A 26,714-nucleotide genomic window follows, 5' to 3' on the forward strand; every position below is an offset into this window, starting at 1 on the left:
TCGCCATTCCCGAGCGCGGTCGATGCGCCTGTCCCCGCCCCCGCGGAGACGGCGTCAGACGGCATACACAACCCAACATATCTATGGAGGCGGTGAACATCATGGAGCACAGCGCAACCCTTGCCCAGGAAACGGAAAACAGGCACCCCGCGGAGGATCACATTCAGATCGCCGCCGAGGCGGAGCGCGGCACGCCGCGCCCGTCCATCCTGATCCAGTTGTCGCAAGTGAGCTATCTGCGGGCGCAGACCTCGCACTATACCATCTTCGATCGCCGCTTCCTGTCAATTTACCGCAAGAACTTCGGCGGCAAGGCGCGTCAGTACTGGGTAGACCTCGCGCTGCTCGACTCGACGCCGCATTTCTTCGTCAAAAACGATCGCCACTCACTGTACACCTCAGGCGGCATGTTCGGTCTGTGCGCGATTCTCACGCTTGCCAGCATGTTCTCGCGCATGCCCTGGTACACGCACGCCTGGAGTCCGTTCACGCTGCTGACCCTGTGCGCCTCGGTGATCGCCCTGCTGGTGTTCGTACATCGCTCGCAGAACCTGGTCCGCTTCCACAGCCAGAGCGGTGACGCGGTGCTGCTGGAGATGTACAACAATGCCCCCAATCGCGCGGAGTTCGAGGCCTTCGGCCGCGAGCTGGTGCAGCATATCCAGGCGGCGCAACGCAGCGACCGGCGCAAGCCGGACCAGAAGCTGGGCGCGGAGCTGCGCGAGCACCGGCGCCTGCGCGACCAGGGCATTCTGACGGAGGAGGTGTACGCCGCCGCGCGCGACAAGATACTGCGCCGTCATCGACAGATGCAGATGAGACCCGCCGCCACCCCACAGCCGCCGGCCCAGCCCGAGGAAACGGAGGATTCCGACATCATCGAGGTGACCGTGAGCAACGGAAAGTGGCAGACCAACGTTGCCGACTTCGATCTGTTCGCACCGGCGAAGAAGAGCGCCTGAATCCGTCCACCGGACATGCCGCGCCAGAACACCGGCGCGGCATGTCCGGTGTTTCCATCCTGCCCGGTTCATTCCCCCTGATTTCGAACCAGGTCCCGCTCACGCAGAAGGCGTCACCAGCGGTTTCTCGTGCGCGTGCAGGAACCAGCGGTCCAGCACGACATGGCGCGCGAACCAGCGCGAACCCAGCAGCCAGCCCGCCAGCGCCTGCCTGAGGCGACCGGACAGCATGCCCTGCGACGCCGGCGCCACACGCAGGCCATAGCGCGCGTGCAGCCGATCCTGGTAGGGCGCCAGGCTGGAACGGCGATAATCGCCGCGCACGGCGCATACACTCTGTGCCGCCATCAGCGCCGACTCGATCGCCGGGCGGATGCCCTCACCGCTCTGCGGATAGGCCAGGCCCGCGGCATCACCAATCAGCAGCACACCATCGTCGATCACCGTGCGCCGCGCGCTGGAGTACAACAGATAGGCGTGTCCGTGAAAATCGACCGGGGTACCGGGCGGAATCTTGCCCTGCGCGATGAGCGACGCGCGAAAGGCCTGCACATGCCGGGAAAGCTGATGGCCGCCCTCGCGGCCCAGGCCGACGTTGAGAAAATCCCCCTTGCGGAAACACCAGCCGTAACCTTTCATGTCATCGCAGAAGAACAGCTCCGGGGTGTGCGGCCGGATGCGGCAGGCGCGCTGCTGCTCGGCATCGAGCTCGAACTCGATCTCCTGCGCCACGACGGCGATCTCCCCTCTACCGGGCCTGGCCCCGAGGTGACGCGCGACCGGACAGAAATGCCCGCCCGCGCCGATCACCAGCCGCGTTTCGATACGATCGTTGACCACCCAGCCAACTCTAGTACGCCGCATCGAGTCGAGCGACTCGCCGAGCGCGAGCCGCGCCCCGGAGCGTCGCAGCAGGTAATCATCGAACTCGCAGCGCCGGATGCCAAAGCTGACCACGCGGCCGTAGTCCGTGGCCACCTGCGGCCCGCCGTCGATCCCGGTCAGAAAGGCCGTAATCGGCTGGAACACCCGTCCCCGCCGGTACTCGTCCACATCGAGATCCAGCAGATCGACCACCGCCGGGGTGATCCAGCCGGCGCAGACCTTGTCGCGCGGGAAATCCTGCCGGTCCATCACCAGGACATCGAGACCGGCGCGGCGCAGCGCGCGGGCGCAGGTCGAGCCGGCCGGCCCGCCGCCGATGATCAGGGCGTCGCAGGCGTCAGACGGGCGCAGGCTCACGCGCCGCCGCCTCCGCGCTTGCCGGCGCGGACCTATCCGGGTGCCGTCCCGGTACAGATGCTCCCGCGTCCACGGCACCTCGTTGCTGGATCCGCGATTGAAAACCACCTGGAACAGCTGCAGATCACTGCTCAGAAACGCGGCGATGGATCCCGCCAGATAGAGCCGCCAGGCACGCACGAAGCGCGCATCGAACATTTCCTCGATGCGGGCCTCGGCGCGGTCGAAACGCCGCAGCCAGTGCTCCAGCGTGCGGGCATAGTGCAGACGCAGGTTCTCGACGTCGAGCACGGCCAGGCCGGCGGGCTCGAAGATTTCCATCATTTCCGCCAGGCTGGGCGGCGCGGCGCCGGGGAAGATGCGCTTCTCGATCCAAGCGTTCATCTGACCCGGCCGGATACGTCCGATCGAATGGACGAGCCCGCGGCCGTCGTCCTTCAGTACGCGGTCGATCACCTCGCCGAGCGCGCGATAATATCTCTGCCCGACATGCTCGAGCATGCCCACCGAGACGAAGGCATCGTAGCTGCCCGCAATATTGCGATAATCGTCCTCGATGAATTCCACGCGGGAATCCAGACCTTGCAGCTCCGCCTGATGGCGCGCATGGGCGATCTGTTCGCGCGAGATATTGTAGGCCCGCACACGCACGCCATAGTGGCGCGCCATGAACAGCGCCAGGGAACCCCAGCCGCAACCCGCCTCCACGACGCTCTCGCCCGGGCGGAGGCGCAGCTTGCGGCAGACATGATGCATCTTGGCAAGCTGGGCCTGCTCCAGGGTCGCCTCAGGCGCGGGAAAATAGGCGCAGGTGTACACCATGCGCTCGTCGAGCCACAGGCGGTAGAACTCGTTGCTGATGTCATAGTGGCTGTAGATGTTGTCACGCGCCTGCGTGATCGCGGTGGAACGCGGCCGATGGAACCATCGCAGCAGGAATTTTCGCAGCGGCCTGTGCGCGCCGGTCCGCGCCATGCTGCGGTAGACGCTCTCGAGGAACCCGACGAGGTCGCCTTCGACTTCGATACTGCCGTTCGTATAGGCGTCGCCGAAGTAAAGTTCGGGGTCCAGGATCAGGCGCAACAGCGCGCTGCGGTCGTGCACGTGCACGCGCGCGACGGGAGTCCTTCTGGAGCGCTCGAACCGCTCCCCGTCCCACAGCACGAACTGCACCGGCGGGTTACCGATGGCGTCGAGCATATATGCCAGCAGGCGCCGCTCGATTCCGCTCACGCGACCCGTCGCGCGGTCTGCATCCCCCGCGTCCCGCGGTCGCGTCGATCTCGGACCGGAGGGCACACTCACCAACTCCTTCTCGCGATCTTTCATGGGTCAACCTTCCCTAGAGCAGAGCCAACCACGCCTTCCATGCTATACACGGAACCGGTTTCGTTTCAATGATGCACTTCATTGTGCCCACCCGAAACCGGAAATTTTCCGCATTTAACATTTTTAATCATGCAGTTACGCCTGATTCCAAGAATCACGCGCAGCCTCGTTCACCGCCCGTCAGCGGATCACCACCCGGGTACCGATACCCGCCCACCGCGCCAGTTGATCGATCTCCTCGTCTGACAGGGCGATGCAGCCCTGTGTCCAGTTGTAGCGCGGGTTGATCCCGGCATTCATCGCGCCGATGCCATGGATGCCGATGTAGCCGCCCAACGCGGTATCCTGCGGCGGCAGTTCGCCACGATCACGCGCGCGGCGGATACGTTCGTAGGTCGCGGGATCGATCAAGCGCCTGCTCAAGGCCTCTTCCGCCTGTGTCATACCGGGATAATCAAGGCCGAAAAAGAGATGATAGGAACTGTCGGGATTGACCCAGGCGATGCGGAACTCCCCGCGCGGGGTCGTCCCGTCACCGGCGCGGCGGGCGGCGACGACACCGCCCCGCCCCATGGCGATATGGCGGAACACGCGCACGGTCCGCCCCTCCTCCATCACCGCCAGCGTGCCCTTCTCACTGTCGACGAGCAGCCACGGTTCCGCCGCGGCGGGCGCACAGGCCGCCGCGGCCAGCAGGAACGACAGGACCGGGATCAAACGCATCGCGCTTCCGCCGCGGCGTCAACCCCCGTGATTCGCGGCAATCGCCAGGGAGTACGGCCCCAGACCGGAGAGAAACGGCGAATTCCGCAGCGGCTTCAGCGCGCCGGTGCCCTCCTCGATATCATAGGCGGAGATCGAGGCCTCGCCATTGTTGGCGACATAGACGTACTGATCCTGCGGATCGACCACCACGGCGTAGGGATACCAGCCGGCCTTGAAGGGTGAACCGGCGACCTCGGCGAGTACGCCGCTGTCGCGATTCAGATCGAACACGCTGACGTCGTGCCCGGCCCAGTTGGCGACATAGAGAAACCTCTGTTCCGGATCGATGGTGACGGAATATGGCTTGGCCCCCGCCACGAAGGGTGAACCCGGGACCGGGCTGAGCATTCCGCTCTCGGCGTCGATGCGAAAGGCCGAGACCGTGGTCGAACCGTAGTTGGCCGTATAGAGGAACCGGCTGTCGGCGCTGACCGCGATATAGATCGGATGGGTATCCGTCTTCGCCTTTGCCCCCACCGGCGCGAGGGCGCCGCTGTCGCCGTCGAAACGGTAGGCATCGATACTGTCGTCGTCATAGTTGGAAATGAACGCGAAGCGGCCGTTCGGCGCGACCGTGATCGAGATCGGATGCCGCCCCGTCCTCGTCCGCTGGTGCGTCGCGCTCAGGACGCCGGACCCGGCGTCGATGCGGAAGGTCTCCACGATGCCCTCGTCCTCGTAGCTCACCAGCAGAAAACGGCCGTCCGGTGTAATCGTCACCGCATCGGGATAGGAATCGACGCGATAGGGGAAACCGGGCAGGGGCGCGAGGGAGCGGCCATCCTCCGTGACAGCGAAACCGGACACGGTGCCAGAACCCTGGTTACTCACGTAAACGAAATGTCCGCCGGGAGACACGGCGACCGAGACCGGAAACATGCCCGTATCGAACGGCGAACCTTCCAGCGGAAGGAGCGCGCCGTTCTCCGCATCGACGCGATAGGCGGACAGGCTGTGATCGGCCTGGTTCGCGGAAAACACGTATTCGCCCTGTGACACCGGCTGGCCGGCCGCAGCCGCCGGCGCGAGCACTGTCAGACCCGCCGCGAGCACGACACCGCAGCCATATTCTTTCCACAGTTTCATCTTCCCCCCTGTCATGAAACATCGGTTCGGTGATCATTAGAAGCGGCCGGCCGCGCGCCGGTCAAGCCTGGCGAATGGCCGGCGCGGACCCTCACGCGGGTCCGTCGCCGCGCGGGAACCAGGCGGGTGAGCGACCCGTCTCGCGGTAGCGGAGATAGTCGTCCACGATGCGCGCATGGTCGAAGGCGAGCGTCCCGCCGATCGCCGCCGGATTGACGACCCGGAGGTCCCTGGCATCGTCCCGCGCGCGCGGTTCACCGGCCGCCGCGGCGACGAAGACCAGGCTCACGGTGTGGCCGCGCGGGTCGCGGCGCGGATCGGAATAGCAGCCGAGCAGGCAGCGCAACGTCACGCGCAGACTCGTCTCCTCCAGCGCCTCGCGCACCGCGGCCTGCTCCACCGTCTCGCCGACATCGACAAAACCTCCGGGCAAGGCCCAGCCAGGTGGCGGGTATTTGCGCTCGATCAACACGATGCCACGACCCGCATCCTCCAGTTCGATGATCACGTCGGCGGCGAGCCGGGGCGTTTGCGGTGCGGGCATTGCGGGTTTCCTCGGCGGTCTGAGCCGTCATGCGCTGACGGATTACGGTTCCCGTCCGCCACTATACATCCGTTTCCAGCATCCGTTCCTCCCATCCTGTCCGCGGCTCGGGCCGCAGGATCTCCCAGCCGCGCCGTGCCGCCTCGCGCGTCAGCCGCCGGTCGGGAGAGACCGCGACGGCCCGCCCCACCGCCCTCAGCAGGGGGATGTCGTCACCGCTGTCGGCATAGGCGACGCAGCGGCGCAGATCCATGCGCGCCGCCCGCGCGAGGGCGCGCGCCAGGCCAACCTTGCCGGCGCCGAGCGGATGCCGCCGCGGCGGCTGCGCCGTATAGCGCCCGGCCCGCAGAACGGGCGTGGCCGCGCAACACCGCGCGCCGAGATGGCGCGCCAACGGGGCAGCGATGAAATCGGGGGCGCCTGTCAGCAGCACGAGGGCGTCTCCCGCCGCGACATGCCGCCGCAAGCGCTCGAGGATGGCGGGTCGCAGGCGCGGCAACAGCTCCGCAGCGACGAAGGCCTGCGCGATCCGCGCGACGCGCGGCGCTTCGAGTGAGCACAGATAGGCTTTGTTCTTGCGCGCGACCGCGCGCCCGTAACGCGGGGTCCAGCGCAGGAAGAACAGTCCGGCCGACAGCCATTGCCGCGGCCCCAGCAGCCCGGCCCGGGCCAGGTGGCGAATGAAGCGCCGCTCGCTGCTCGGAGGGTCCAGCAGAGTGCCGTCCAGGTCGATCAGAACCAGCCGCATGCGCTCATCTCGCCGCGCGCAGCCTGCGCGGCTGCCCTTCGGTGCGGTAGAACTCGACCATCACCGGCGCCCCCCGCAGCAGGCACAAGGCCACCGCCGCGTACACCAGCACCGCGGTAACCGCCTGCACCACGCCGCCCCAGGACTCCCACCAACCCGGCCACAGCTCGGCGACAGGCTGAAAGAGCAGGATCCAGGCGAAGGCCATGGCCTTGACCGTCCCGTACAGACCCCGCATGAACCGACCCGCCACCAGGAACCGCCCCAGGGGGGAGCGCATCATCTCGAAGGCGCCGACGCCCTGCGCGGCGGCCTGCCCGCGAATCGAATCCACCAGTACTCCGCGTGCGATGACGAGCAGCGCCACCCACAGCGGTACGAGTCCGACGTCCGCCAGCACGATCCACAGGGTGCTTTCGACGATGCGGTCGACCGCGATGTCGTACACCGAGCCGAACAGGGAGCTCTCGCCACGCCGCCGGGCGACGTATCCATCCAGGCCATCGAGGGTGATGATGAGGACCAACAGAAGGGGGTCCAGCAGCCGCCACACCGCCGGCGCCAGGTAGATCATGCCCACCAGCAGGAACAGCAGCATGAAGCGCAAGGACGTGATCATGTTCGCCATGGGCATCTCCCCCCAGGGTCGTGCATCATTCCGTCTTCGGCCGCATACGCCGCCGGCGCCACAGCCGCTCTGACTCTTGCCCGCGGCGGCCCCTCGGCGCGGGACCAGCGCCTGACCGGGATTATACGACCGCCCCCGGGGGAATTCTAACCACGGAGGCATCGCGACCCGACCGAATCGCCGCAAGCCTCTCTGTCATAATCCGTCGATCAGGGACAAACTCTTGCTTTTATACCAATTCCGGAAATAATATTTTGCCGCTTCGGCGCCCTCGACCGGACTCGATCCGCGGAGGGATTACAGGGTAAATCGCCGATGCCGGCAATTGGACCCATAACATCACGACAGCATGAACGGATAACCATGGCCAAGACTCCCCTCTGGTGCGGGTACCTGGAAGCCGGCGATAGAAGCAGCGCGGTGCTGCGCGACGAACGCCTGGAAACCGGCAATCCGAACACCATCTACCTGTACAATCTTAACCGCGACGAGATCCTGCAATACAGCCGCGCACTGGTCGAACCGAAGTTGCGTGAGCTGCGGGATGACGAGTCCAGCCTCGCCGAGGAACTCAAGAACGCCTATACCAAGGCGCGCCGCACCTTCAAATTCAACCCCGATCGCGTGTTCGCCGCGCCGGCGCGCAAACAGACACGCAGCCCGAACGAGAGGAAATCCCTCGGCGAGGAGGAATCGTTCTCATCCATCGATGCGGATACGGATGGGGTCGGTGAAGAGGACTGGGGCGAGGAAGAAGACGAGTAACGGATCCCGGCGCGGACATTACGCCGGAATCAGGCCGGGCGTTTCCCGCCTGGCCGATCGCGCAATCTGATCGCCGGCCGGCGGACGGTATCGGGCATCCTGACGCCGGGCTCAGGCGCGACCGACGTTGGCGTCGTTTTGGGAATGATAGTACTCGCTTTCCTCCGCGTACTGGCGCACCAGCTTCATCAACTCGGCGAGGCGCTGCTCGGCCGTGCTGATCGGGGCGCAATCCTCACAGCGGGGATTGTCGCAGGGTTCGCGCGAATACAGCCAATACTGGACGGCACCCGCGAGCAACCCGTCGGCAATATCCCAGACATCGGTCTCGTCGTCCTCCTGGGCCAATTGGTTGCCGAGATCGACGGCCCGCCAGGCCGCCTCGTCGAAAGTCGCTTCTTCTTGCTCGTCTGCCACGCTTGGTACCTCCCGATGCCAACTACAGCGCCTATTCTAACAGAGGATCCGGGATCCGTTTCGAAATCCCCCGCTGCGGACATGGAAACGGAGGAGTTCTCGCCGCCGGTTCCCGCTACCTGAATCGAATCATTGGGGGCCTCGGTCAGGCCCATGGACCGCACCGCGTCGTTCCGGCGCGGCTCCGCACGCCGGAGTACGGAAACTTTGACTCCGGCCACGACCCGGGGTTATAGATAAATCCATGCCCGGACTCCTGATCGACCTCGACGGCGTGCTCTACGAAGGCGACCACGCCATCGCGGGAGCGGCCGAGGCCGTGACGTGGTGCCGGGAGCAGGGCATCCCGCACCTCTTCCTGACCAACACTACGTCACGCCCGCGCCGGGCCCTGGTGCCGAAGCTCGCGCGCATCGGGATCGCGGCCGAAGCCGCCGAGATCCTCGCACCGCCGTTCGCCGCCGCGCTCTGGCTCAGGCAGCACGGCGCCGGCCGCTGTGCGCTGTTCGTCGCAAGCGTGACGCTCGAGGAATTCGCCAGTCTTCCGGTGATGGATCCGGAGTATAACGACCACCCCGCCGCCGTCGTGATCGGAGACCTCGGCCAGGAATGGTCGTTCGAGCGCCTGAATGAGGCCTTCCGGCTGCTGATGAGCGAACCGCGGCCGCAGCTCATCGCCCTGGGCCTGACGCGATACTGGCGCGCCGCGGACGGACTGCAGCTGGATGCCGGGCCGTTCGTCAAGGCCCTGGAGTACGCCAGCGGCATCGACGCGATCGTGATGGGAAAACCGGCGGCCGCGTTCTTCGAAATGGCGCTCGGGGTGCTCGGCACCTCCGCCGCCGACACCTGGATGATCGGTGACGACATCCGCACCGACATCGCCGCCGCCCAGCATGCCGGCATACACGGTCTGCTGGTGCGCACCGGAAAATTCCGTCCGCAGGACCTGGAACTCGGGATCGTCCCCGACGGCGTGCTCCCCTCCATCGCCGCCCTGCCCGCCTGGTGGCGGGAAAATATTCATGAATGATCAAACCCGATGCCACTGTCCGGTCCGTGCCCGGCTGCGGCTCCTCGGCATCCGTGCGGAACTACTGGTTCGATGCTGACGAGGATTTCGCGCACGATCCGGCCCTGCACTTCAGCAAGCCGCGCCCATGGACGCAATCGCACCGGGGTCCGGCCGGAACCCCGGGACGGGCAGCGGAAACCTGAACATTCCCCTTAACGCACGGGAGGCGCTCGACAACCAGGATTGTTCAGGACTCGGCTATCCCTGCCACACCGTGCGGCCGCGGGAGATCATTCGGTACCGCGGGCGAAGTTCCGGCTTGCATCTTGCCCGGAGGGGAAAATCCGGCGCGGGATATCGCCGACCGGAAAACGGTAGTCGCGCTTGATAACAGAAACCGGACAAGCGTCCGGCCGGCAGTCTTCTGGTGCGCAGGGAGAGACTCGAACTCTCACGGGTTGCCCCACTGGTACCTAAAACCAGCGCGTCTGCCGTTTCGCCACCTGCGCGTCGTATGCCGTCACTCGGCGCGGACGGCCGGTGCAGGCGCTTATGGTAGCACGAAGTCCCGCTGGCCTCGCGCGGAATCGCCGGGTGGTCACTCGGTCTCGACAGCCAGCATATGCTGCGCGCGCCGCCCCTCGCGACCTGCCGGATCGAGTTCCTGCGCGCGCTTCAGCAGATGCACGGTATCATCCGGACGCTCGTTCATCCGCGCGACCGTAGCCGCGGACACCAGGACGGAGGCGCGAAAACCCGGCGACATGAAGTCGAGGCGAGGATCCCGCTGGAGCTCGCGCAGCAGGCGCTGGCCGTCCTCCAGGCGATTGTAGAAACTGGGGATGTGCAGGAAGGCGTTGGCAATGACGAGCTTGGTCTCGAGAATGCTCGACGCCGTGACTGCGCCGTCGTCGCCCTCCTGCCGCGACAGCATGACCAGGGCGGCGTCGAGATCACGCACGGCCTGGCCGGTGTTGGTACGCTTGGCCGTCACGTTGCTGCCGTCCCTCCCGAGCAGCGCCCCGCAGGCGCCGAGGTAGGCCTGAACGAGAGGATCGTCCGGGCGCTCCGCCTTCAATTCCCTGAATAACCGCAGCGCCTCGCGCACCGCGCGCTTGTCCCCGTCGACACCCTGGTAGAAGAGTTCGCGCCCTGTCGTGATGGCGGGGTCGGTGACGTCCGCCCGCGCCCCGGGCGCCAGCGATAACAGGAACGCCCCCAGCAGCACACTCAATCGAAGCACATACGTGGATCCCGTCATGGTTTCCCTCTCTCAGGCTGTACATCGATGAATGCACCTATCTTAATCCATACCCCGCCGTCGCTCCTAGCCGTCCGTCGGTAAAATTCCGGCCCTCGCCCGGGTGACGGCCGGCTTGGCGAGCCAGCCCCGATACGGCGCGATGAGAAACTGCAATAATCACCCCATGAGCACCCGACTCATCGCCTGCAACAAACCCTACGATATGCTGTGCCAGTTCAGTGACGCGGGCGGTGCGCGACGGACGCTGGCCGATTGCCTGCGCGCGCCGGGTTTCCGTCCGGCGGGCCGCCTCGACCGCGACAGCGAGGGCCTGGTCCTGCTCACCGACGACGGCACGCTGCAGCAGCGCATCGCGCATCCGCGCTTCAAGTTATGGAAGACCTACTGGGTACAGGTGGAAGGCATCCCGGACAACGTCGCGCTGCGCCGGCTGGCGGCGGGCGTGGAACTGAACGATGGGCCGACCCGGCCGGCGCGCGTCGAACGCATCGAGGAACCGGCCGGACTGTGGCAGCGCGATCCGCCCATCCGGTTCCGGGCGAACATCCCCGCCGCCTGGATCCGGTTGTCCATCCGCGAGGGCCGCAACCGCCAGGTGCGGCGCATGACCGCCGCGGTCGGCCACCCCACCCTGCGCCTGATCCGCTACGCGATCGGCGCCATCACGCTGGACGGGCTGGCTCCGGGTGCGTGGCGCTACGTGGATCCGGCCTGTCTGAAAGACAGGACTGAAGACTAAAGACTCAGTTCTGTATTTTTCACAACCAGTCGTTCAGCATGATACCGAGGCCGAGACGGGTCACCGAGCGGTCGTAATCGATCAGGCTTTCGCCGTAGCCGTTGAAGATCTGCACATAGCCCTTGATCCTGTCCTTGAGCGGGAAGCTCCAGTCGAGCTGTATCGCCCCATGGTTGTCACCACCGGTCTTGAGGTTGTTGCGGAACAGCAGGCTGTAGACATGGCGTTCGCTCTCGTAGGCCAGCGTCAGGTCGCCGTGGCCGAGATAGTCCTCGATGTCAGGGTTGTCGTCATCCTCGACATCCTCGGGCAGGCGGTACCAGGGCCGGAAGCTGATCACCAGGTTGCGCCGCTCCAGGATGAAGTTGGCATAGAGGCGGTTCCAGCTGCGCGAAGACTCCTCGGTCTGGCCATTCGACTGATGCACGAAACCGAATACCAGCATGCGATTGCGCATGCCGAGCACGTCGAAATCGGTGGTAAAGGAGAGCATGGCCTCGGGTTCATGACTGGTTTCGCGGAACGGCGAAGAAATCTCGCGGTTGTAGGCCTGCCAGTAGGCCTGCTGGGTATAGGCCAGTGACAAGTGGCCATTGTCGCCGAAGATATGGCGCCACACGCTGAACTTCAGGCTGATCTGGAACTTCATCTCGATGCTGTCCAGATCGCCGCCATCCCCACCCACGGCGGCGCCGTTGGGGCGGCTGTTATAGGAGATCGGTAACAGATAGGTCGGCTTGTGCGAGGTCAACACGAAGGGATTGTCCTGGGACATCTGCTCGATCTCGATGCGCTTGTCGAGCGGCGACTGGTAGGTATGGCCCGTCGTCACGCTCGAGGACGGCGCGGCGGCCTCCTCCGCCCGCGCGCCCGCGATCGCCATCACGCACATGACAGCCGGCAGGATGCGGCGCCCCGCCGCCAACGTGCCGCCACCCGCGGAATGCCTTGTCCTCATAGCAGGATCAGGGCCACGCCGGCGACCATCAACACGCTCGCGAGGAGGTGGCGTCCGGCGGGACGCTCGTGAAACAGAACCATGGCGAATACGATAGCGAAAATCAGGCTGCTCCGCTTGACCGCGAGGAAATACGCCACCTCCACCCCGGCGATGGCGATGAAGTGCGTCACCACCATGACGGCCATCAGTCCGCCGACCAGGAACAGCGGCAGAGGTCGCCGCGCCAGCACACGCAACCCGGCGGGCCGCAGGACAAGGGTCGCCGCCAGCGCGGTGCCGCCGATGAACACGAAGTAAAACGCGCCGAAACTCTCCGGCGTGGCGTATCCCATGACCCGCTTGCCCAGCGCCGAGGTGACGGCATAGACCACGGCCACGAGGAGCATCTCGCGCGCGCCGCGCTCACGGGTGATGGCGCGCAGCGGCTCGAGCCCGGCGCGGAGGACCCCGCGCGAATCCCGCTCCAGATTGAGCAGGTAGGTACCGAGCACCACCAGCAGAATACCGGAGAAACCGCGCGCGCTGATGGTCTCGCCGAGAAACAGATAGCCGGTCAGCACGTTGAACACCGGGGTAAAGGACACATACGGCAGCGTGAGGTAGAGCGGGCTGTCGCGGATGGCGCGCACGTAGAGCCACATCGCCCCCAGTTCGAGCGGGGTGAGCACCAGCATGCCGCCCCAGAACGCCGGCGGCAGCGCGTCCGGGATCGGAGTCGCCATGGCGAGCGGCAGCAACATGATCCCCGGCACGGCGAAGCGCAGCAGCACCAGCTCCCAGCCGCGATAGTCCCGGAAATAGTGCCGGGTCAGGGCATCCGCCGCGCCAAGGGAGATGGCGCAGATCAGCGCGAGGACGAGCCAGTGCACGTCAGCCTGGCTGCCCGGCGGGTCGGAGGGGGGATCTGGGCTGTTTCATGTGTTCCCGTTGCCTTTGCATGGCGCGGCCCCTACCATCGCACGATGCACGCGCCGGGACCGGCGCACCCGATATTACTGGAACCTGTGGAATACATGAAGACGACTTCTATCGACGCGCTTATCGAGCGCCATGCCGTCCTGTTGCTCGACGCCTACGGCGTGCTGGTGGACACCGCAGGCGCGTTGCCCGGCGCGCGCGAGTTGATCGGGCGCCTCAACCGCATGGGCAAACCCTACTACCTGCTGACCAATGACGCCTCCAAACTGCCGGAGACCGCGAGCCGGCGCTATCGGGGATTTGGACTGGAGATCGACCCCGATCGCATCATCTCCGCCGGCACGCTGCTGCCCGCCTGTTTCGAGGAGCACGGGTTCACGGGCAGTCGTTGCGCGGTGCTCGGCACACCGGACAGCGTCCGCTTCGTCGAGCAGGCCGGCGGGGTCAGCATGCCTCTGGGGGAGGATTTCGAGACCCTGGTCCTGTGCGACGAGAATGGCTTTCCGTTCCTGGACGGCATCGACCGCACCCTGTCCGTGCTCTATGCCCGGATCGACCGCGGCGACGGGGTGCATCTGATCCTGCCCAACCCCGACCTGGTATTTCTCAAGTCCGCCGGAGAGTACGGCATCGCCGCCGGCACCATGGCGCTGATGTTCGAGGCGGCGCTCGCCCTGCGCTATCCGGGGCGCACCGACCTGGGTTTCCTCCGCCTCGGCAAGCCGCATGCGACGATCTTCGCGGAGGCGCTGCGCCGCAGCGGCACGCGCGACATGATCATGATCGGCGACCAGCTCGCCACCGATATCCGCGGCGCGCGCGAGTTCGGTCTCGACGCAGCGCTGGTCGCGGGCGGCATCTCGGCCGCCATCCCGGCATCGCTACCGGCGCATCTGCGCCCCACCTGGCTGCTCGACGGACTCTAAATGGGGACAGACTTAAGTCCGTCCCCATCCTTATTATTCAGAAATACGCCGCCGCGATGGCGTCGTTGACGCGTATCAGGCCGAGCTGGAGATCGTCGATGAAACGATGGAGCTCGTCCTGCTGCAACAGGTCGGGCTTGGCGGCGCGCACCAGATCCTGCACCTCGTGCAGCGCGCCGAGCGGAACGGCGGGCCGCGGGAGCTGGCGCAGGCAGGACTCGGCCTCGGAAACAGCGTGATAGAACGAACGCGGGAAACAGCGTTCCTGCAGCAGGAAACGCAGCACATCGGGACGGCGCACGCGCACCTGCATGGTACGGCGGTACATCTGATAGGCGGTGAGCGATTTCAGCACGCTCATCCACTGGATATTCTCGAACGGCGTCAGGTCCTCGTGCAGCTCCGGGAGCAGCGTCACCGAACGCACATCGATGATGCGCGTGGTCATGTCGGCACGCTCGAGGTTGCGGCCCATGCGCAGGAAGTCATAGCCCTCGTCGTGCATCATGGCGCCGGAGAGCACACCGGTGATGGTCTGCACGCCGCGGATGACTCCGCTCAGGAAGTCATAGCGCGAACGCTGCACCAGAGCGAGTCCGGCGTTCTCCTTCGCGAACAGGTAGAGCTGGTTCACCTGCTCCCACACCTCGCGCGGCATGAAGTCGCGCGTGGTGCGCGCGTTCTCGCGCGCCGCGTACAGCGAGCTCAGCAGCGAGCCGGGGTTGTTGGAGCTCGCGACGAGGAAGCGCACCACACTGCGTTCGTCCACTTCCTGGTGCTGGGCGAAGAACAGCGGCCGGCTGCCGCTGATGTCGATGATCGGTTCCCATCCGGGGCGAATGTGCCGCGGCAGGTCGAGCAGCAAATGGGTGTTGACGTTGACCAGGCGCGCGGTGTTCTCGGCGCGCTCGATATAGCGCGCCATCCAGTACAGGTTGTTGGCCACGCGCGACAGCATGCTCAGGCCTCGGTATCCACGATCCAGGTATCCTTGCTGCCGCCGCCCTGGGAGGAGTTCACCACGCTCGAGCCCTTGCGCAGCGCGACGCGCGTCAGTCCGCCGGTGGTGACGTAGGTCTCCTGCCCGGACAGGATGAACGGGCGCAGGTCGACATGGCGCGGCTCGACGCGGTTGCCGACCAGGGTGGGCGTCGTCGACAGGGTCAGGTGCGGCTGCGCGATGTAGTTGCGCGCGTCGCGCCGGATCAGGCGCGCGAAGCGTTCGCGCTCCTCCGCCGTCGACTGTGGACCGATCAGCATGCCGTAGCCGCCGGATTCGTTGGCCGGCTTGACCACCAGCTTCTCCAGATTGGCGATCACGTAATCGCGCTCGTCGCGGTTGACGCAGCGGTAGGTCGGCACATTCGGCAACAACGGCTCCTCCGCCAGGTAGTAGCGGATCAGGTCGGGCACATAGCTGTAAATGACCTTGTCGTCGGCGACGCCGGCCCCGGGCGCATTGGCGAGCGCGACCTTGCCGGCCTTCCACGCCCGCATCAGCCCCGGCACGCCGAGCAGCGAGTCCGCATTGAACACCTCGGGGTCGAGGAACAGGTCGTCGATGCGGCGGTAGATGACATCGACGCGAGCAAGTCCGTCGACGGTGCGCATGTACACGCAATCGTCGTTGCCGACGACCAGGTCGCTGCCCTCCACCAGCTCCGCACCCATCTGCTGCGCCAGATAGGAATGCTCGAAGTAGGCTGAGTTGAACACCCCGGGCGTCAGTACCACCACCTCGGGCCGCGGGCCGGGTCGCGGCGACAGCGATGCCAGCATGTCGTACAGCTGCGAGGGATAGTCGTCGACCGGGAGGATGCTGTGGCTCTGGAACAGCTCCGGGAAAACGCGCTTCATCACTGCGCGGTTCTCCAGCATGTACGAGATCCCGGACGGTACGCGCAGGTTGTCCTCCAGCACGTACACGGTGCCATCGCTGTCGCGCACCAGGTCGGAACCGCAGATGTGCGCCCATACGCCGCGCGGCGGATCGATGCCGACGCATTGCGGGCGGAAGTTCTTCGAATCCGCGATCAGTTCCGCCGGGACGACCCCGTCCTGCAACGCACGCTGTCCATGGTAGACGTCGTCGATGAACAGATTGAGCGCGCGCACGCGCTGGCGCAGCCCGGCCTCGATGCGGCGCCACTCATCGCGGGCAATGACGCGCGGGATGATATCGAACGGCCAGGCGCGGTCGATGGAGCCTTCTTCCTCCGTGTAGACGCGGAAGGTGATACCCATGACTCGGATGGCCAGCTCCGCCGCCGCCTTGTACTCGGCGATCTCCTCGTCCTTGAGCGCGCGCAGGTACTGGCACAGCATACGCGCGGCCGGCCGTGCGCGGCCGGCCGCGCGTATCAGCTCGTCGTGTATGCCCTTGACTCTGTAACTCCCCCAGCGGATCGCCATGGCGCGCAGCGCAGTATTTCCCCGTCGTTTTTCGTGCTAATGTTCCCTAACATACCGCACGGGAAACCAGACCTGCAAACGGGATTGAGCGCTGCACTATGCGGGTGCACGCAACCAGAGCATTGATCCATATCGAAACAGGGACTCCACCATGACGTACTGCCTCGCGATCAAAGTCGACCGCGGTCTGGTGTTCGCATCCGACTCATGCACCAGTGCCGGCGTTGATTACGTGACCACCTACAGCAAGATGCACTCCTTCATCTGGCCGGATGATCGCGTGATCTTCATCCTGACCTCGGGAAATCTCGCGACAACCCAGGCGGTCATCAACAACATCCGGCGCCACCTCGAGGACCCGGATGCCGATTTCGACCTGCGCCGGGCGCGGCACCTGTTCGAGATCGCTCACTACATCGGCGCCCTGAGCCAGACCGAGCAGCGCCAGCATGCGGATGCCGCGAAACACGCCAACATCAGCATCGAAGCGAGCTTTATCGTGGGTGGGCAGATCAACGGCCGCCCCCCCGAGATCCTGCTCATCTACCCCCAGGGCAATTACATCAGCGCATCGCCGCAAACACCATTCCTGCAAATCGGGGAAAACAAGTACGGCAAGCCGATCCTGGACCGCATGATTACCGGTGACACGACCCTGGAAGACGCGGCGCGCTGCGCGCTGGTGTCGCTGGACTCGACGATGCGCAGCAACCTGTCGGTCGGACCGCCTATCGAAGTGGCGATATGCGAGAAGGACAGGCTGGATGCGCCGCGACGACTCAAGCTCACGCTGTCGATGCCGCTGTTCCAGTCGCTGCAGACGCGCTGGAACGAGGGTCTTCAGCATGCCTTCCGTGAACTGCCGCGGTTCGACTGGGAGTAACCGCGGGACAGCGGAAAGGATCAGCCTGCCGCCAGGTCCGCCCGCTTTCCAGCACTGTGGATAACAGCGTGGATAAACCGCAGCTTGTCCAGTGCCTGGCCGGCAACGGCGAAGGGGTAGGCGTCGGGCAGGCCCATGCTGCGGTTGAGGGCGTTGAGCGCGACGCTGAGACGCGTCCAATCCTCCATCACCGCGTCAAAGGAATCTGTCGCACCATAACCCGAAGCGGCCTGCGCGCGGGCGGTCTCCACGGCGCTCAGGCGGCGCCCCTCGATACTGGAACCGAAATCCTGTGCGGTCTCCAGCGTATCGACCATATGGAGATAATGCGCCCAGGTTTCCGCCCAGTCCTCCCATGGATGCATGCTCGCATAGGCGCTGATCCAGGACTGCTGCCAGCCCGGCGGTGACCCGCCGGCATAATAGCGTTGCATCGCGTCCGCGTAGTCGGTGCGCTCATCGCCGAACAGGACGCGGTAACTGTCCAGCCAGGGCGAATCGGCGATCAGGCGGTCCCAGTAGTAATGCCCGCTCTCGTGACGGAAGTGCCCGAGCAGGGTGCGATAACGCTCGTTCATCTGCGTGCGGATGCGCTCGCGCACGCTGTCCTCGGCCTCCATGATGTTGATGGTGATCACGCCGGTGCGGTGTCCGGTCATGACGCGGTGGTGCGGGGCGGTCTCATTGACGAACTCGTCCACCGTCGCCTGGGGGTCGGCCAGGAACTCGAAGGCCAGGCCCCGCGCCGGATCCTCGTCCCGCCCGGTGACCGGCAGGCCGAGTGCGTACAGGGTATACAGCAGCCGGCGCTTGGCGCCCTCGATGCGGTACCAGAGGGCCAGATTCTGCCCTTCTCCGAGATCGGGAATCAGGCGATTCAAGCGGCAGGAGGCGCAGTATTCCCGCGGTTCCTCGGCAGACACCAGCCAGTTGCACACCTCATAATCCCGCTGGTTGCGGCACAGGCGGTAACGGCGGCCGTCCGCGAGCGCACGCAGCGTGCCCGACCCGTCAACCTCGAACGCGCTCAGCCGCCGCGCGCCGGGGAGAAAGCCGACGCCGCGCCCGCAGGCAAGACACAGGGTGTTCTCGAAATGCAGGGTGTTGCCGCATGCACATGCAAAAGTCTTCACCGCATCGCCCCCAGTCCTCCGCCCCGGAACCGGATTTCACTATATCAATCCCGCGGCGCAATGTCCTACGCCCGCCCGATGACAGTCGGTCCGGCGGGCTTTCGGCCGGAGCCGAGATCCGCCGCGTGCTACAGGATCGCGCCGCGCTCTTCCAGCGAGTATTCGCTGAGCTGCGAGACGATGTAGTCGTAGGCCTCGTCCACCGAGTCGGTGCGGAACATCAGATCGACGTCCTGCGGGCTGATGGTGCCGTGGCGGATCAGCGCGTCGAAATCGATCACCTCGCGCCAGAAACGGGTACCGAACAGCACCACCGGCAGGTGCTTGCGCATCTTGCGCGTCTGCAGCAGCGTCAGCAGCTCGAACAGTTCGTCCAGGGTGCCGAAACCGCCGGGAAAGACCAGAACCGCCTTCGCGAGATAGGCAAACCAGAACTTGCGCATGAAGAAATAGTGAAAATGGAACGAGAGCTCGCGCGTGACGTAGGGGTTGTCGAATTCCTCCACCGGGATGGAAATCGTCAGCCCGATGTTCTTTCCCTTCGCCTCGGAGGCGCCGCGGTTCGCCGCCTCCATGATGCCGGGTCCGCCACCGGTGCACACCACGAAACGTCGCTCCTCGTCGCCCAGCCCCTTGGACCACTCGGTGATGCGGCGGGCAAGTTCGCGCGCCGCCTCGTAATAGGTCGACGTATCGAGGTCGCGGCGCGCGGCGGCGACGTCACCCTCCCCGGCCTCGGCGCGGGAAAGCGCCTGCTCGGCGTTCTCGCGCGACTTCAGGCGCGCCGAGCCCAGGAAGACGACGGTATCATCCACCGCGTAATGGGAAAAGCGGCTCTCCGGCTCCAGGTACTCGGACAGGATGCGCAGCGAACGTGCGCTGCGGCTGCCGAGAAACGACTCATTGAGATAGGCCTCGGACAAATGTTTCGATCGCTTGGTCAAGCTGCATCACTCCCCGTTAGGATTGCGGTTTCAGCTACCGGCGGCGGATGCGCCGCCGGTCCCGTGTTCGATAATCTCGATGCCGTTGCCGTCGGGATCACGGCAGAACAGCGCGGCGCGGCCGGACCGGCTGCGCGTATAGGGCCGGCCGGCGCGCTCCAGTCGCTCCACGCAGGCGGCCAGGTCGTCGACGAGGAACGCCATGTGGCGATCACGCCCGACGTGCGGCGGCCGGCCCTCGGCCGGGTCGGGGTTCGGCAGTTCGAGCAGGTGAAGCTGGCGGCCACCCACCTCGATCCATGCGCCAGGATAGCCGAGGTCCGGGCGCGCGACGTCCGCCAGCCCGAGCACATCGCGATAGAAAGCGAGCGCTCGCGTCGTATCGGAAACGACAATGCTCACATGGTGAATCTCACTAATCCGCATGACGGACCCCTGTCATCCGCACCGCATTTCGGAGTGGGATGATAACACATTCATCCCTGCCGGCCGGCGCGCCCTTACCAGTTGGTATATACCGGCGAATCGCCTATGCTGTCTGCGCGAGGGCGCGCGAGGTGGCCCGCCAACGGGATGATCGCTGTGAAACGGACACAACGCTATCGCGTCACCGCGTTTTATGAGCGCCCCGAACTGGAACGCAATGCCGTGGTAGAGGCGGATTCGGCCGAACAGGCCATGGTGAGGGCGGTCCTCGAACGCAAGGTTCCGGTGGGTTTTGGGCGTGACGAGTACGGCTGGATCCAGCCGCTGTACTGGAAACCCGAGCTGGGGGGCGTGCGACGCTGGCCGCGCATCAGCGGCAGGGACCGCCTGACGTGGGGTGACGACGACGCGGCGCAGACCCTGCGTTTCTCCGTGGAAAAGGATTCAAACGAATGACCGGATGGCACACCACCGCCATGACACACACAGGCCTCCCATGCAGGCGGTAACCGCGGCCATGGAAGAAATCGCGCGCGCCTTCGTGCCGCATGGCGCCGTGCTCGGCATCCACCCCCATGGCCGCGGCCTCATCAACGACACCTACCTGGTGAGGACGGACGATCCGGCGCGGCCGCGCCTGATCCTGCAGCGCATCAACCGGCGCGCGTTTCCCGAACCCGAGTTGATCATCGCCAATCTGCGCACCCTGCTCGAACATATCCGAGTCCGGCAACAGCGCGATACGCGCGATCGCGACCTGCGCTTTCCCGATTTGTGTCCGGCGCGCGATGGCCGCGACTTCATGCTCGACGCGGAGGGCGCATTGTGGCGCGCCCTGTCCTATCTTGAGGACACGTGCACCTTCGATAAACCGGACGGTCCGCCGCGCGCCGCGGAGACGGGGTTCGCGCTGGGACGTTTCCATGCGCTGGTAAGCGACCTCGACACCCGCCGCCTGCACGACACCCGACCCGATTTTCACAACACGCCGCGTCATCTCGAGCGCTTCGATCGCGCCCGCGCCTCTGCCGGCGCCCTCCCCGAAACGGAGGAGCTCGGGTTCTCTCTGTCATTCATCGGCGCGCGCCGGCGCCTGGCCGGCGAACTCGAGACGGCGAGACTGAAGGGACAACTCCCCGTCCGCGTCATCCACGGCGACCCCAAGCTCAACAATTTCCTGTTCGATGAAACCGGCGGCCATGCCGTCAGCCTGATCGACCTGGACACGGTCAAACCCGGACTGCTCCAGCACGATGTCGCCGACTGTCTGCGCTCCTGCTGCAACCGCGCGGGAGAATCCCCCGGCCTCGGAGAACCGGTGCGTTTCGATCTGGAAATCTGCCAGGCGCTGTTGCAGGAATATTTCACCGCCTTGGGCGATCGCGCGCCCTTCACGGATACGGACCTGCTGTATGCGGCGATTCGCCTGATCCCGTTCGAGCTCGGCGTACGCTTCCTGACCGACTATCTCGAAGGCAATCGCTATTTCCGCATCGAATATCCGGAACAGAACCTGGTGCGTGCGACCACGCAACTGCGCTTGTCCGCGGAGATCGAACTGTCCGAGAAGGACATCAAGGGAATGATCGGAGAGCTCGTGATAGGTGATGGGTGACAGCAAGTGGGTGGATAACACAGATCGCATGAGTCAACCCTGTTCCTTCCCATAAACGCATCACGCCCTTCATCACCTCACCGCCCCGAGACAATCCGGCACCACCGCGCCCTGCCGCTCCCCTGTGGACAGCGGCGCCGCCAGGATCTCAATACGGCCAGTGGCGATCGCCAGGCGCAGCGCTTCAACATACCGGGGACCATCGAGCGGTGAAGCGACCGGCGCATAGGATTGATGCCCGATGTGCCGATCGGCGATGGCGTGCGCGACGACGCCGGCGCTGCGTCCATGGCTCAGGACATGGACGGACGTCCCGCCGGCCGGGGCGCGCGCGGCCGCATTCAGCAGATAGGCCAGGCGCCGGCCGTAGATTCCATCATCATCGACCGGCAGAAAGGGGTCCTGGGCAAAATAGATGAACAGCAGCGGGCCGCGCTCACGCGCGATCTCCGCGGCCACCGCCTGAGCGCTCTCCCAGGAGCGCATCGCATCGTTGGTCACCAGAAGCCCGTGCGCCGCCAGGCGCACGGCGGCCTCGTCCAGATCGTCGACGGACGTCATCGCCCCGTCGCGACCGATCTCCCACACGCCGCCGTCGCGCGCGAAATCCGGCCACAACGCGCCGCGGCCGGCGGCAAGCGCGCCGACCTCGGCCCGCAGTGCGCCCGCATCCGCGAACCGCCTCCTCAGCGGCGGCTCCAGCGTATAGCGCAGATTCACCAGCCCCGACAACAGCGGCAGCGCCGATGGATCGAAGGTTCGGGCGGGATCGCCGGGATCGGGAGCGAGACCGGGCCAGCCGAAACCCAGCACATGCATGCGGCGAAAGCGCGCCGAGGCCAGCGCGGCGGGATTCAGCACCTCGACATCCCGGCATTCCGCCGCGGTGTGAAACTGTACGCTCCACGGTGCGTAACGCAGCAGATCCCAGAAATATTCGTAGGTCTGCGCCTCGAAATTGCCGGCGTCGAGCACGGCCTCGAACCAGCCCTCGTGATCCGGCAGGTAATCGCGCCCCTCGACGAGCAATTGATTGGTGACGCCGTCCCGGCCGTAGAACCAGGCCTGCCAGCGCCGGCCGCCGGCATCGATGAACTCCGGACGCCCCGCCTGTTCCCACAGTTCCTGGGTGAGGAAACGGCAGAGGAAATCCATCGCGGCGGCGGGATTCGCGCGCGCGCACGGCGCGGCGGGCGGCGGCGAACCTGCGGGCGGATAGGCCGGCGTCGCGGATTCCACTGCCGGGGCAGGCGACAGCAGGAAGATGGATAAGGCGACAGCCGCACCGGCGGCCCTCCATCCAAATCCGGCAGCGCGCATTATCGTGTCCCTCTCCCGCATCGCGTCATACCTCGGCCTTTTTCGATTCGGGACGCCCGCCCGATTTGATATCGGACTCGAACAGCGCCTCCAGTTCGCGCGCCGCAGCCTTGACGCTCTGGATCATCATCTTCTCGTCCTGGTGGATCGCGTGCTGCTTGACCAGGGCATCCTCGTCGTACTCGCGGAAGGTATTCACGGTCAGCCTGGCCTGCGCCTCGGAGAACCCGAGCCGAGACAGCACGTTCCGGGTAAGTTCCAGGCTGGAGAAATACGCCTCCCGCACCAGGACCTGGATGCCGAGGTCCATCAGCAGATGCGCGTGGTGGCGGTTGCGCACGCGCGCCAGGATCTCAAGATTGGGGAAATGCTGGCGCACGACCCGCGCCGTCCGTACCGATGACTCGATGTCGTCGATGGCGAGCACCAGCAATCTGGCCTTGTCGGCATGCGCGGCGCGCAGCAGGTCGAGGCGCGAGGCGTCGCCGTAATAGAGCTTTCCGCCATACTTGCGCACGAAATCCACCTGCGTCTGGCTGACCTCCAGCGCGGTGAACGGGATCTGGCTCATGCGCAGGATACGGCCGACAACCTGGCCGACACGCCCGAAGCCGGCGATGATCACCGGCGGCGCCGTATCTTCATTGATGGTGTCGAACACCGGAGGCGCCTCCCCCTCCAGCCAGCGCCGCAGCACGCGCTCATTGAACAGATAGAGCAACGGCGTGGCCGCCATCGACAACGTGACCGCAACGATCAGCAGGTCGACCAGTTCTCGCCCCAGCACCTGGTGCTCGAGCGCGGCGCTGAACAGCACGAAGGCGAACTCGCCGCCCTGCGGCAGCACGAAAGCGAGGTTGCGGGCATGATGTCCGTCGATGCGAAACAGGCGCGCCAGCACGTACAGCACCGCGGCCTTGATTACCAGCAGGCCGCACACCAGCGCTGCGATCGCCAGCGGACGCTCGCCGATCACCTCGAGATTGACCGACATGCCGACCGCGATGAAGAACAGGCCGAGCAACAGCCCCTTGAACGGCTGCAGGTTCGCCTCCAGCTCGTGGCGATATTCGGAATCGGCGAGCAACACGCCGGCCAGAAAGGCTCCGAGCGCCATGGAGAAACCGGCGGCCTCCATCAGCAGCGCGGCGCCGATCACCACCAGCAGCGTCGCCGCGGTGAAGATCTCGGGACCGCCGGCCGTGGCGACGATGCGGAACACCGGGCGCAGCAGGAAATGTCCGACGGCGACCAGCACCACGAATGCCGTCAGCGCGACCAGCACCGCGCCCGGGGTGATCATCCCCTGGCCGCTGTGCGGCCCGAGCAGCGGAATCAGCGCCAGCATCGGCACCACCGCGAGGTCCTGGAACAGCAGCACGGCGAAGGCGGAACGCCCGGACAGCGTCATCAACTGTTTCTTCTCGGCCAGGAGTTGCACCACGAAGGCGGTCGAGGACAGGGACAGGCCGAGTCCGGCGACGAGCGCGACCGTGATACCGAGATCCAGCAGCCACCAGCCCGCCGCCGCCAGCGCCACGGCGCTGGCCAGCACCTGGGCGGCGCCCAGGCCGAAGATGGAGCGGCGCAGCACCCACAGCCGGCTCGGCTGCAGCTCGAGGCCGATGAGAAATAACAACAGGACAACCCCGAGTTCGGCGAAATGAAAGATATTGTCGACATCCGTCACCAGCCCGAACACCCAGGGCCCGATCGCGACCCCCGCGATCAGATAGCCGAGGATCGAACCGAAGCCGAGCCGGTTGAACAGGGGCACGGCGATGATCGCCGCGCCCAGATATATGGCAGCCTGCTCGAGCAAGGTCATAATGCCTTATGCGGTTCCGCCCGCTGGATTGATCATCGCCGGATCCTGCGCGGCCCGGCGACAAAATACCGCGTCCGCCCGCGGGAGGATTCCGCATCCGGCGGTTTCGCGGCTAAAATCATTCTTGCACATCATCCCCATACAGGAAAACCGGCGCCATGCCCGAACCCAGACCAGACAACGTCACGATCAACCAGTCCGTCGCGATCCTCGTGGATGGCAACAACATGGAACGCTCCATCCATGACGTGACGGGCGATCAGCACACCATGCTCAATTTCGACACCCTGATCCCGAAGTTGCTCGACAACCGCGGCCTGAACCGCCTGTTCTACTTCCGCGAGGGACGCCAGATTTCGTCCAAGCTCCAGGAGCGCCTCCACCACCACTACCACGGCTCGGTGCAGCCCTGCCACAAAAGCGCGGACATCCCGCTCACGATCAAGGCCATGCAACTCGCGAGCAAGGTGGACACGATCATCATCCTGTCGGGCGATTCCGACTTCGTAGAACTGGTGCGCCACCTGAAGACGGAGGGAGTGCGGGTGGAAATCGCGGCGGTGCCGGCCGCGACGTCCTCAGTGCTGAAGGAAGAGGCCGATTATTTCCACGAGATCACCAGCGCGGACTGGTTCACGCTGACGCCACGACCCGGGAAACGCCCGGGGGAACGCAAGTAATCCGGCGTCCGCCAGTCTACAGGCCGGACTCGTCGCGCGGCGCATCCTTATCCCGGGCGGATGCCCCGTCGCCCGCCGGATACGCCTCGGCGCGAGCCGCCTGCGCCAGATCTTCATCGAAATAGCTCAGCGTGAGCGTCTTGCGCAGGATCGTTCCGGTGCATTTGCCGCGGATCTTGCGTGAAGACTGACCGAAAGTGATCAGCGGACTGTCGCTGAATCCGAAGGCATTGCTGCCGCTGGTCTTGGCATACTTGCGTTCCAGCGCTTTCTCCAGCTTGACCAGTTCCTCCTGACAGCGCTGCATCGAAGTGAAGCTGCCGCGCGCGATGATCCGATATACGCGGTGGGTCGCAGGCGTGAGCGCGACGGCGTAGTCCGTGAGCGGGCCGTAGGGATTGTCGGGCGCAACGGCATAGGTCGGGCCGCCATCCTCGTCGTTGTCCAGGGCCTTCAGTCCGGCCGGGTCGACCTCCTGGCCGAGCTCGAAACCGAACGCGCCGGTCACCTCGCCCTGCTCCTCCGCCAGCGGCGCCGCGCACAGCCCCAGCAGGAAACCCGCCACCAACGTCCTCGTCATGACAGTACCCATGGACTACATCTCCCCTTGCTGCGCCAGACGCAGAATATCGCGGATCACACGACCCGCTTCGGCATAGATACCGGGGCTCGTCTTCTCGCGCTGCCCCCCGATGTGGACCCGCCGGACACCGTGGCGCCGCAGCCATGTCACCACTTCCGCGGACGCCGGCGGCGTTTCCACGTTGATCGCCAGCACCGGGCGACCAAGCTGTTTCGCCATCAGCACGGCGTAGGCGGTCCCGCCCTGGAGCTCGCCACGGTAAAACATCAGGTTTCCGTCCGAGTCGCGCACATTATGCTCGGTGCGCACGGTATGATCCATATCCGCCGTTTCCTGCAAGGGATAACGCGAAGAGATGGGTCCGTCGTCGGCATGCCGGCCCGCCGGACACCAGCCGCCGCAGGCGATCCCCAGATCAATCGCCGCGTCGAGCGCCGCCCTGTCAACGCCGGTCTGCCCGCCCGAAAGGATTTTTTCTATCATCGTTCGAATGCCTCGAGATTCATTCGCCTTCGTGGTGACGCGGCATCGCCACGCCCAACCGCGCCGAAAACCTGCTGTCGCGGATAATAACACGCCAG

The 26,714-nt window shown here is 65.5% G+C and carries 28 protein-coding genes, 1 tRNA gene and 1 pseudogene; 9 read left to right on the plus strand and 21 right to left on the minus strand.

Annotated features, from left to right (window positions below):
- Positions 1–101: 101 nt before the first annotated feature.
- On the plus strand, positions 102–962 hold the full coding sequence (locus tag IPM20_05800; protein ID MBK9131139.1) for a hypothetical protein: 861 nt from the start codon (positions 102–104) through the stop codon (positions 960–962).
- Positions 963–1,061: 99 nt separating this feature from the next.
- Here IPM20_05800 and IPM20_05805 read toward each other — a convergent pair whose 3' ends face one another.
- From IPM20_05805 to IPM20_05835, 7 genes and pseudogenes are all read right to left on the minus strand, one after another.
- The gene (locus IPM20_05805) at positions 1,062–2,198 is read right to left on the minus strand and encodes an NAD(P)/FAD-dependent oxidoreductase (protein MBK9131140.1); all 1,137 of its coding nucleotides are present in this window, start codon (positions 2,196–2,198) and stop codon (positions 1,062–1,064) included.
- A gap of 51 nt (positions 2,199–2,249) precedes the next feature.
- Positions 2,250–3,404 (minus strand): annotated as a pseudogene (locus tag IPM20_05810) (class I SAM-dependent methyltransferase).
- A 309-nt stretch (positions 3,405–3,713) separates the two neighbouring features.
- Positions 3,714–4,256 (minus strand): L,D-transpeptidase, encoded by a 543-nt coding sequence (locus IPM20_05815; protein MBK9131141.1) that lies wholly within the window; start codon positions 4,254–4,256, stop codon positions 3,714–3,716.
- A gap of 18 nt (positions 4,257–4,274) precedes the next feature.
- Positions 4,275–5,384: a beta-propeller fold lactonase family protein gene (locus IPM20_05820; protein MBK9131142.1), complete on the minus strand. Its 1,110-nt coding sequence runs from the start codon at positions 5,382–5,384 to the stop codon at positions 4,275–4,277.
- 91 nt (positions 5,385–5,475) lie between these two features.
- Positions 5,476–5,928, minus strand: a complete 453-nt coding sequence (locus tag IPM20_05825; GenBank protein MBK9131143.1) for an NUDIX hydrolase — start codon at positions 5,926–5,928, stop codon at positions 5,476–5,478.
- A gap of 61 nt (positions 5,929–5,989) precedes the next feature.
- Complete coding sequence (locus IPM20_05830) at positions 5,990–6,676, minus strand: HAD-IB family phosphatase (protein MBK9131144.1); 687 nt, start codon at positions 6,674–6,676, stop codon at positions 5,990–5,992.
- 4 nt (positions 6,677–6,680) lie between these two features.
- The gene (locus IPM20_05835) at positions 6,681–7,304 is read right to left on the minus strand and encodes a CDP-alcohol phosphatidyltransferase family protein (protein MBK9131145.1); all 624 of its coding nucleotides are present in this window, start codon (positions 7,302–7,304) and stop codon (positions 6,681–6,683) included.
- 363 nt (positions 7,305–7,667) lie between these two features.
- On the opposite strand from IPM20_05835, the gene IPM20_05840 reads away from it, so the two are divergent.
- Positions 7,668–8,069, plus strand: a complete 402-nt coding sequence (locus tag IPM20_05840) for a hypothetical protein (protein ID MBK9131146.1) — start codon at positions 7,668–7,670, stop codon at positions 8,067–8,069.
- Positions 8,070–8,180: 111 nt separating this feature from the next.
- Here the strand turns inward: IPM20_05840 and IPM20_05845 are convergent, their stop codons facing one another.
- Positions 8,181–8,486, minus strand: coding sequence for a hypothetical protein (locus tag IPM20_05845; GenBank protein MBK9131147.1), 306 nt, complete (start codon positions 8,484–8,486; stop codon positions 8,181–8,183).
- A gap of 244 nt (positions 8,487–8,730) precedes the next feature.
- Between IPM20_05845 and IPM20_05850 the strand changes: the two genes are divergently transcribed.
- Entirely contained in the window at positions 8,731–9,519 is a 789-nt protein-coding gene (locus IPM20_05850; protein ID MBK9131148.1) for a TIGR01458 family HAD-type hydrolase, read from the plus strand.
- 407 nt (positions 9,520–9,926) lie between these two features.
- On the opposite strand, the gene IPM20_05855 is transcribed toward IPM20_05850, so the two are convergent.
- Positions 9,927–10,010 (minus strand) — tRNA-Leu (locus tag IPM20_05855).
- An 89-nt stretch (positions 10,011–10,099) separates the two neighbouring features.
- The gene (locus tag IPM20_05860) at positions 10,100–10,762 is read right to left on the minus strand and encodes a hypothetical protein (protein MBK9131149.1); all 663 of its coding nucleotides are present in this window, start codon (positions 10,760–10,762) and stop codon (positions 10,100–10,102) included.
- Between the two features lie 166 nt (positions 10,763–10,928).
- Here IPM20_05860 and IPM20_05865 point away from each other — a divergent pair, with 166 nt between their 5' ends.
- Positions 10,929–11,504 (plus strand): pseudouridine synthase, encoded by a 576-nt coding sequence (locus IPM20_05865; protein MBK9131150.1) that lies wholly within the window; start codon positions 10,929–10,931, stop codon positions 11,502–11,504.
- A 19-nt stretch (positions 11,505–11,523) separates the two neighbouring features.
- On the opposite strand, the gene IPM20_05870 is transcribed toward IPM20_05865, so the two are convergent.
- Entirely contained in the window at positions 11,524–12,462 is a 939-nt protein-coding gene (locus tag IPM20_05870) for a phospholipase A (protein MBK9131151.1), read from the minus strand.
- Positions 12,459–13,334, minus strand: a complete 876-nt coding sequence (locus IPM20_05875) for a DMT family transporter (GenBank protein ID MBK9131152.1) — start codon at positions 13,332–13,334, stop codon at positions 12,459–12,461. The genes IPM20_05870 and IPM20_05875 overlap by 4 nt, the downstream gene beginning before the upstream one ends.
- A gap of 144 nt (positions 13,335–13,478) precedes the next feature.
- Between IPM20_05875 and IPM20_05880 the strand changes: the two genes are divergently transcribed.
- The gene (locus tag IPM20_05880; protein MBK9131153.1) at positions 13,479–14,309 is read left to right on the plus strand and encodes an HAD-IA family hydrolase; all 831 of its coding nucleotides are present in this window, start codon (positions 13,479–13,481) and stop codon (positions 14,307–14,309) included.
- A gap of 37 nt (positions 14,310–14,346) precedes the next feature.
- Here IPM20_05880 and IPM20_05885 read toward each other — a convergent pair whose 3' ends face one another.
- Together IPM20_05885 and IPM20_05890 are read right to left on the minus strand one after the other, a co-directional pair.
- Positions 14,347–15,267 (minus strand): alpha-E domain-containing protein, encoded by a 921-nt coding sequence (locus IPM20_05885; GenBank protein MBK9131154.1) that lies wholly within the window; start codon positions 15,265–15,267, stop codon positions 14,347–14,349.
- A 2-nt stretch (positions 15,268–15,269) separates the two neighbouring features.
- Positions 15,270–16,721: a circularly permuted type 2 ATP-grasp protein gene (locus tag IPM20_05890; GenBank protein MBK9131155.1), complete on the minus strand. Its 1,452-nt coding sequence runs from the start codon at positions 16,719–16,721 to the stop codon at positions 15,270–15,272.
- A 151-nt stretch (positions 16,722–16,872) separates the two neighbouring features.
- On the opposite strand from IPM20_05890, the gene IPM20_05895 reads away from it, so the two are divergent.
- A complete protein-coding gene (locus IPM20_05895) occupies positions 16,873–17,604 on the plus strand; it encodes a peptidase (protein MBK9131156.1) in 732 nt (243 codons plus the stop codon).
- Between the two features lie 20 nt (positions 17,605–17,624).
- Here the strand turns inward: IPM20_05895 and IPM20_05900 are convergent, their stop codons facing one another.
- The 3 genes from IPM20_05900 to IPM20_05910 all read right to left on the minus strand — a co-directional run bounded on the left by IPM20_05900 (position 17,625) and on the right by IPM20_05910 (position 20,107).
- Entirely contained in the window at positions 17,625–18,737 is a 1,113-nt protein-coding gene (locus tag IPM20_05900; protein ID MBK9131157.1) for a putative zinc-binding peptidase, read from the minus strand.
- Positions 18,738–18,865: 128 nt separating this feature from the next.
- Complete coding sequence (locus tag IPM20_05905) at positions 18,866–19,681, minus strand: LOG family protein (protein ID MBK9131158.1); 816 nt, start codon at positions 19,679–19,681, stop codon at positions 18,866–18,868.
- Positions 19,682–19,711: 30 nt separating this feature from the next.
- On the minus strand, positions 19,712–20,107 hold the full coding sequence (locus IPM20_05910; protein ID MBK9131159.1) for a VOC family protein: 396 nt from the start codon (positions 20,105–20,107) through the stop codon (positions 19,712–19,714).
- 156 nt (positions 20,108–20,263) lie between these two features.
- Here IPM20_05910 and IPM20_05915 point away from each other — a divergent pair, with 156 nt between their 5' ends.
- Both IPM20_05915 and IPM20_05920 read left to right on the plus strand, forming a co-directional pair.
- Positions 20,264–20,563: a hypothetical protein gene (locus IPM20_05915; protein ID MBK9131160.1), complete on the plus strand. Its 300-nt coding sequence runs from the start codon at positions 20,264–20,266 to the stop codon at positions 20,561–20,563.
- A gap of 40 nt (positions 20,564–20,603) precedes the next feature.
- On the plus strand, positions 20,604–21,722 hold the full coding sequence (locus IPM20_05920; GenBank protein ID MBK9131161.1) for an aminoglycoside phosphotransferase family protein: 1,119 nt from the start codon (positions 20,604–20,606) through the stop codon (positions 21,720–21,722).
- A 72-nt stretch (positions 21,723–21,794) separates the two neighbouring features.
- Here IPM20_05920 and IPM20_05925 read toward each other — a convergent pair whose 3' ends face one another.
- On the minus strand, positions 21,795–23,042 hold the full coding sequence (locus IPM20_05925) for a hypothetical protein (protein ID MBK9131162.1): 1,248 nt from the start codon (positions 23,040–23,042) through the stop codon (positions 21,795–21,797).
- Between the two features lie 25 nt (positions 23,043–23,067).
- The gene (locus IPM20_05930; protein ID MBK9131163.1) at positions 23,068–24,870 is read right to left on the minus strand and encodes a cation:proton antiporter; all 1,803 of its coding nucleotides are present in this window, start codon (positions 24,868–24,870) and stop codon (positions 23,068–23,070) included.
- A 158-nt stretch (positions 24,871–25,028) separates the two neighbouring features.
- Between IPM20_05930 and IPM20_05935 the strand changes: the two genes are divergently transcribed.
- Positions 25,029–25,550, plus strand: coding sequence for an NYN domain-containing protein (locus IPM20_05935; GenBank protein MBK9131164.1), 522 nt, complete (start codon positions 25,029–25,031; stop codon positions 25,548–25,550).
- Between the two features lie 16 nt (positions 25,551–25,566).
- Here the strand turns inward: IPM20_05935 and IPM20_05940 are convergent, their stop codons facing one another.
- Together IPM20_05940 and IPM20_05945 are read right to left on the minus strand one after the other, a co-directional pair.
- On the minus strand, positions 25,567–26,130 hold the full coding sequence (locus IPM20_05940; protein MBK9131165.1) for a hypothetical protein: 564 nt from the start codon (positions 26,128–26,130) through the stop codon (positions 25,567–25,569).
- Between the two features lie 15 nt (positions 26,131–26,145).
- On the minus strand, positions 26,146–26,616 hold the full coding sequence (locus IPM20_05945) for a putative molybdenum carrier protein (protein ID MBK9131166.1): 471 nt from the start codon (positions 26,614–26,616) through the stop codon (positions 26,146–26,148).
- Positions 26,617–26,714: the final 98 nt, after the last annotated feature.

Source organism: Gammaproteobacteria bacterium (assembly GCA_016716465.1).
Taxonomy (GTDB): domain Bacteria; phylum Pseudomonadota; class Gammaproteobacteria; order SZUA-140; family SZUA-140; genus JADJWH01.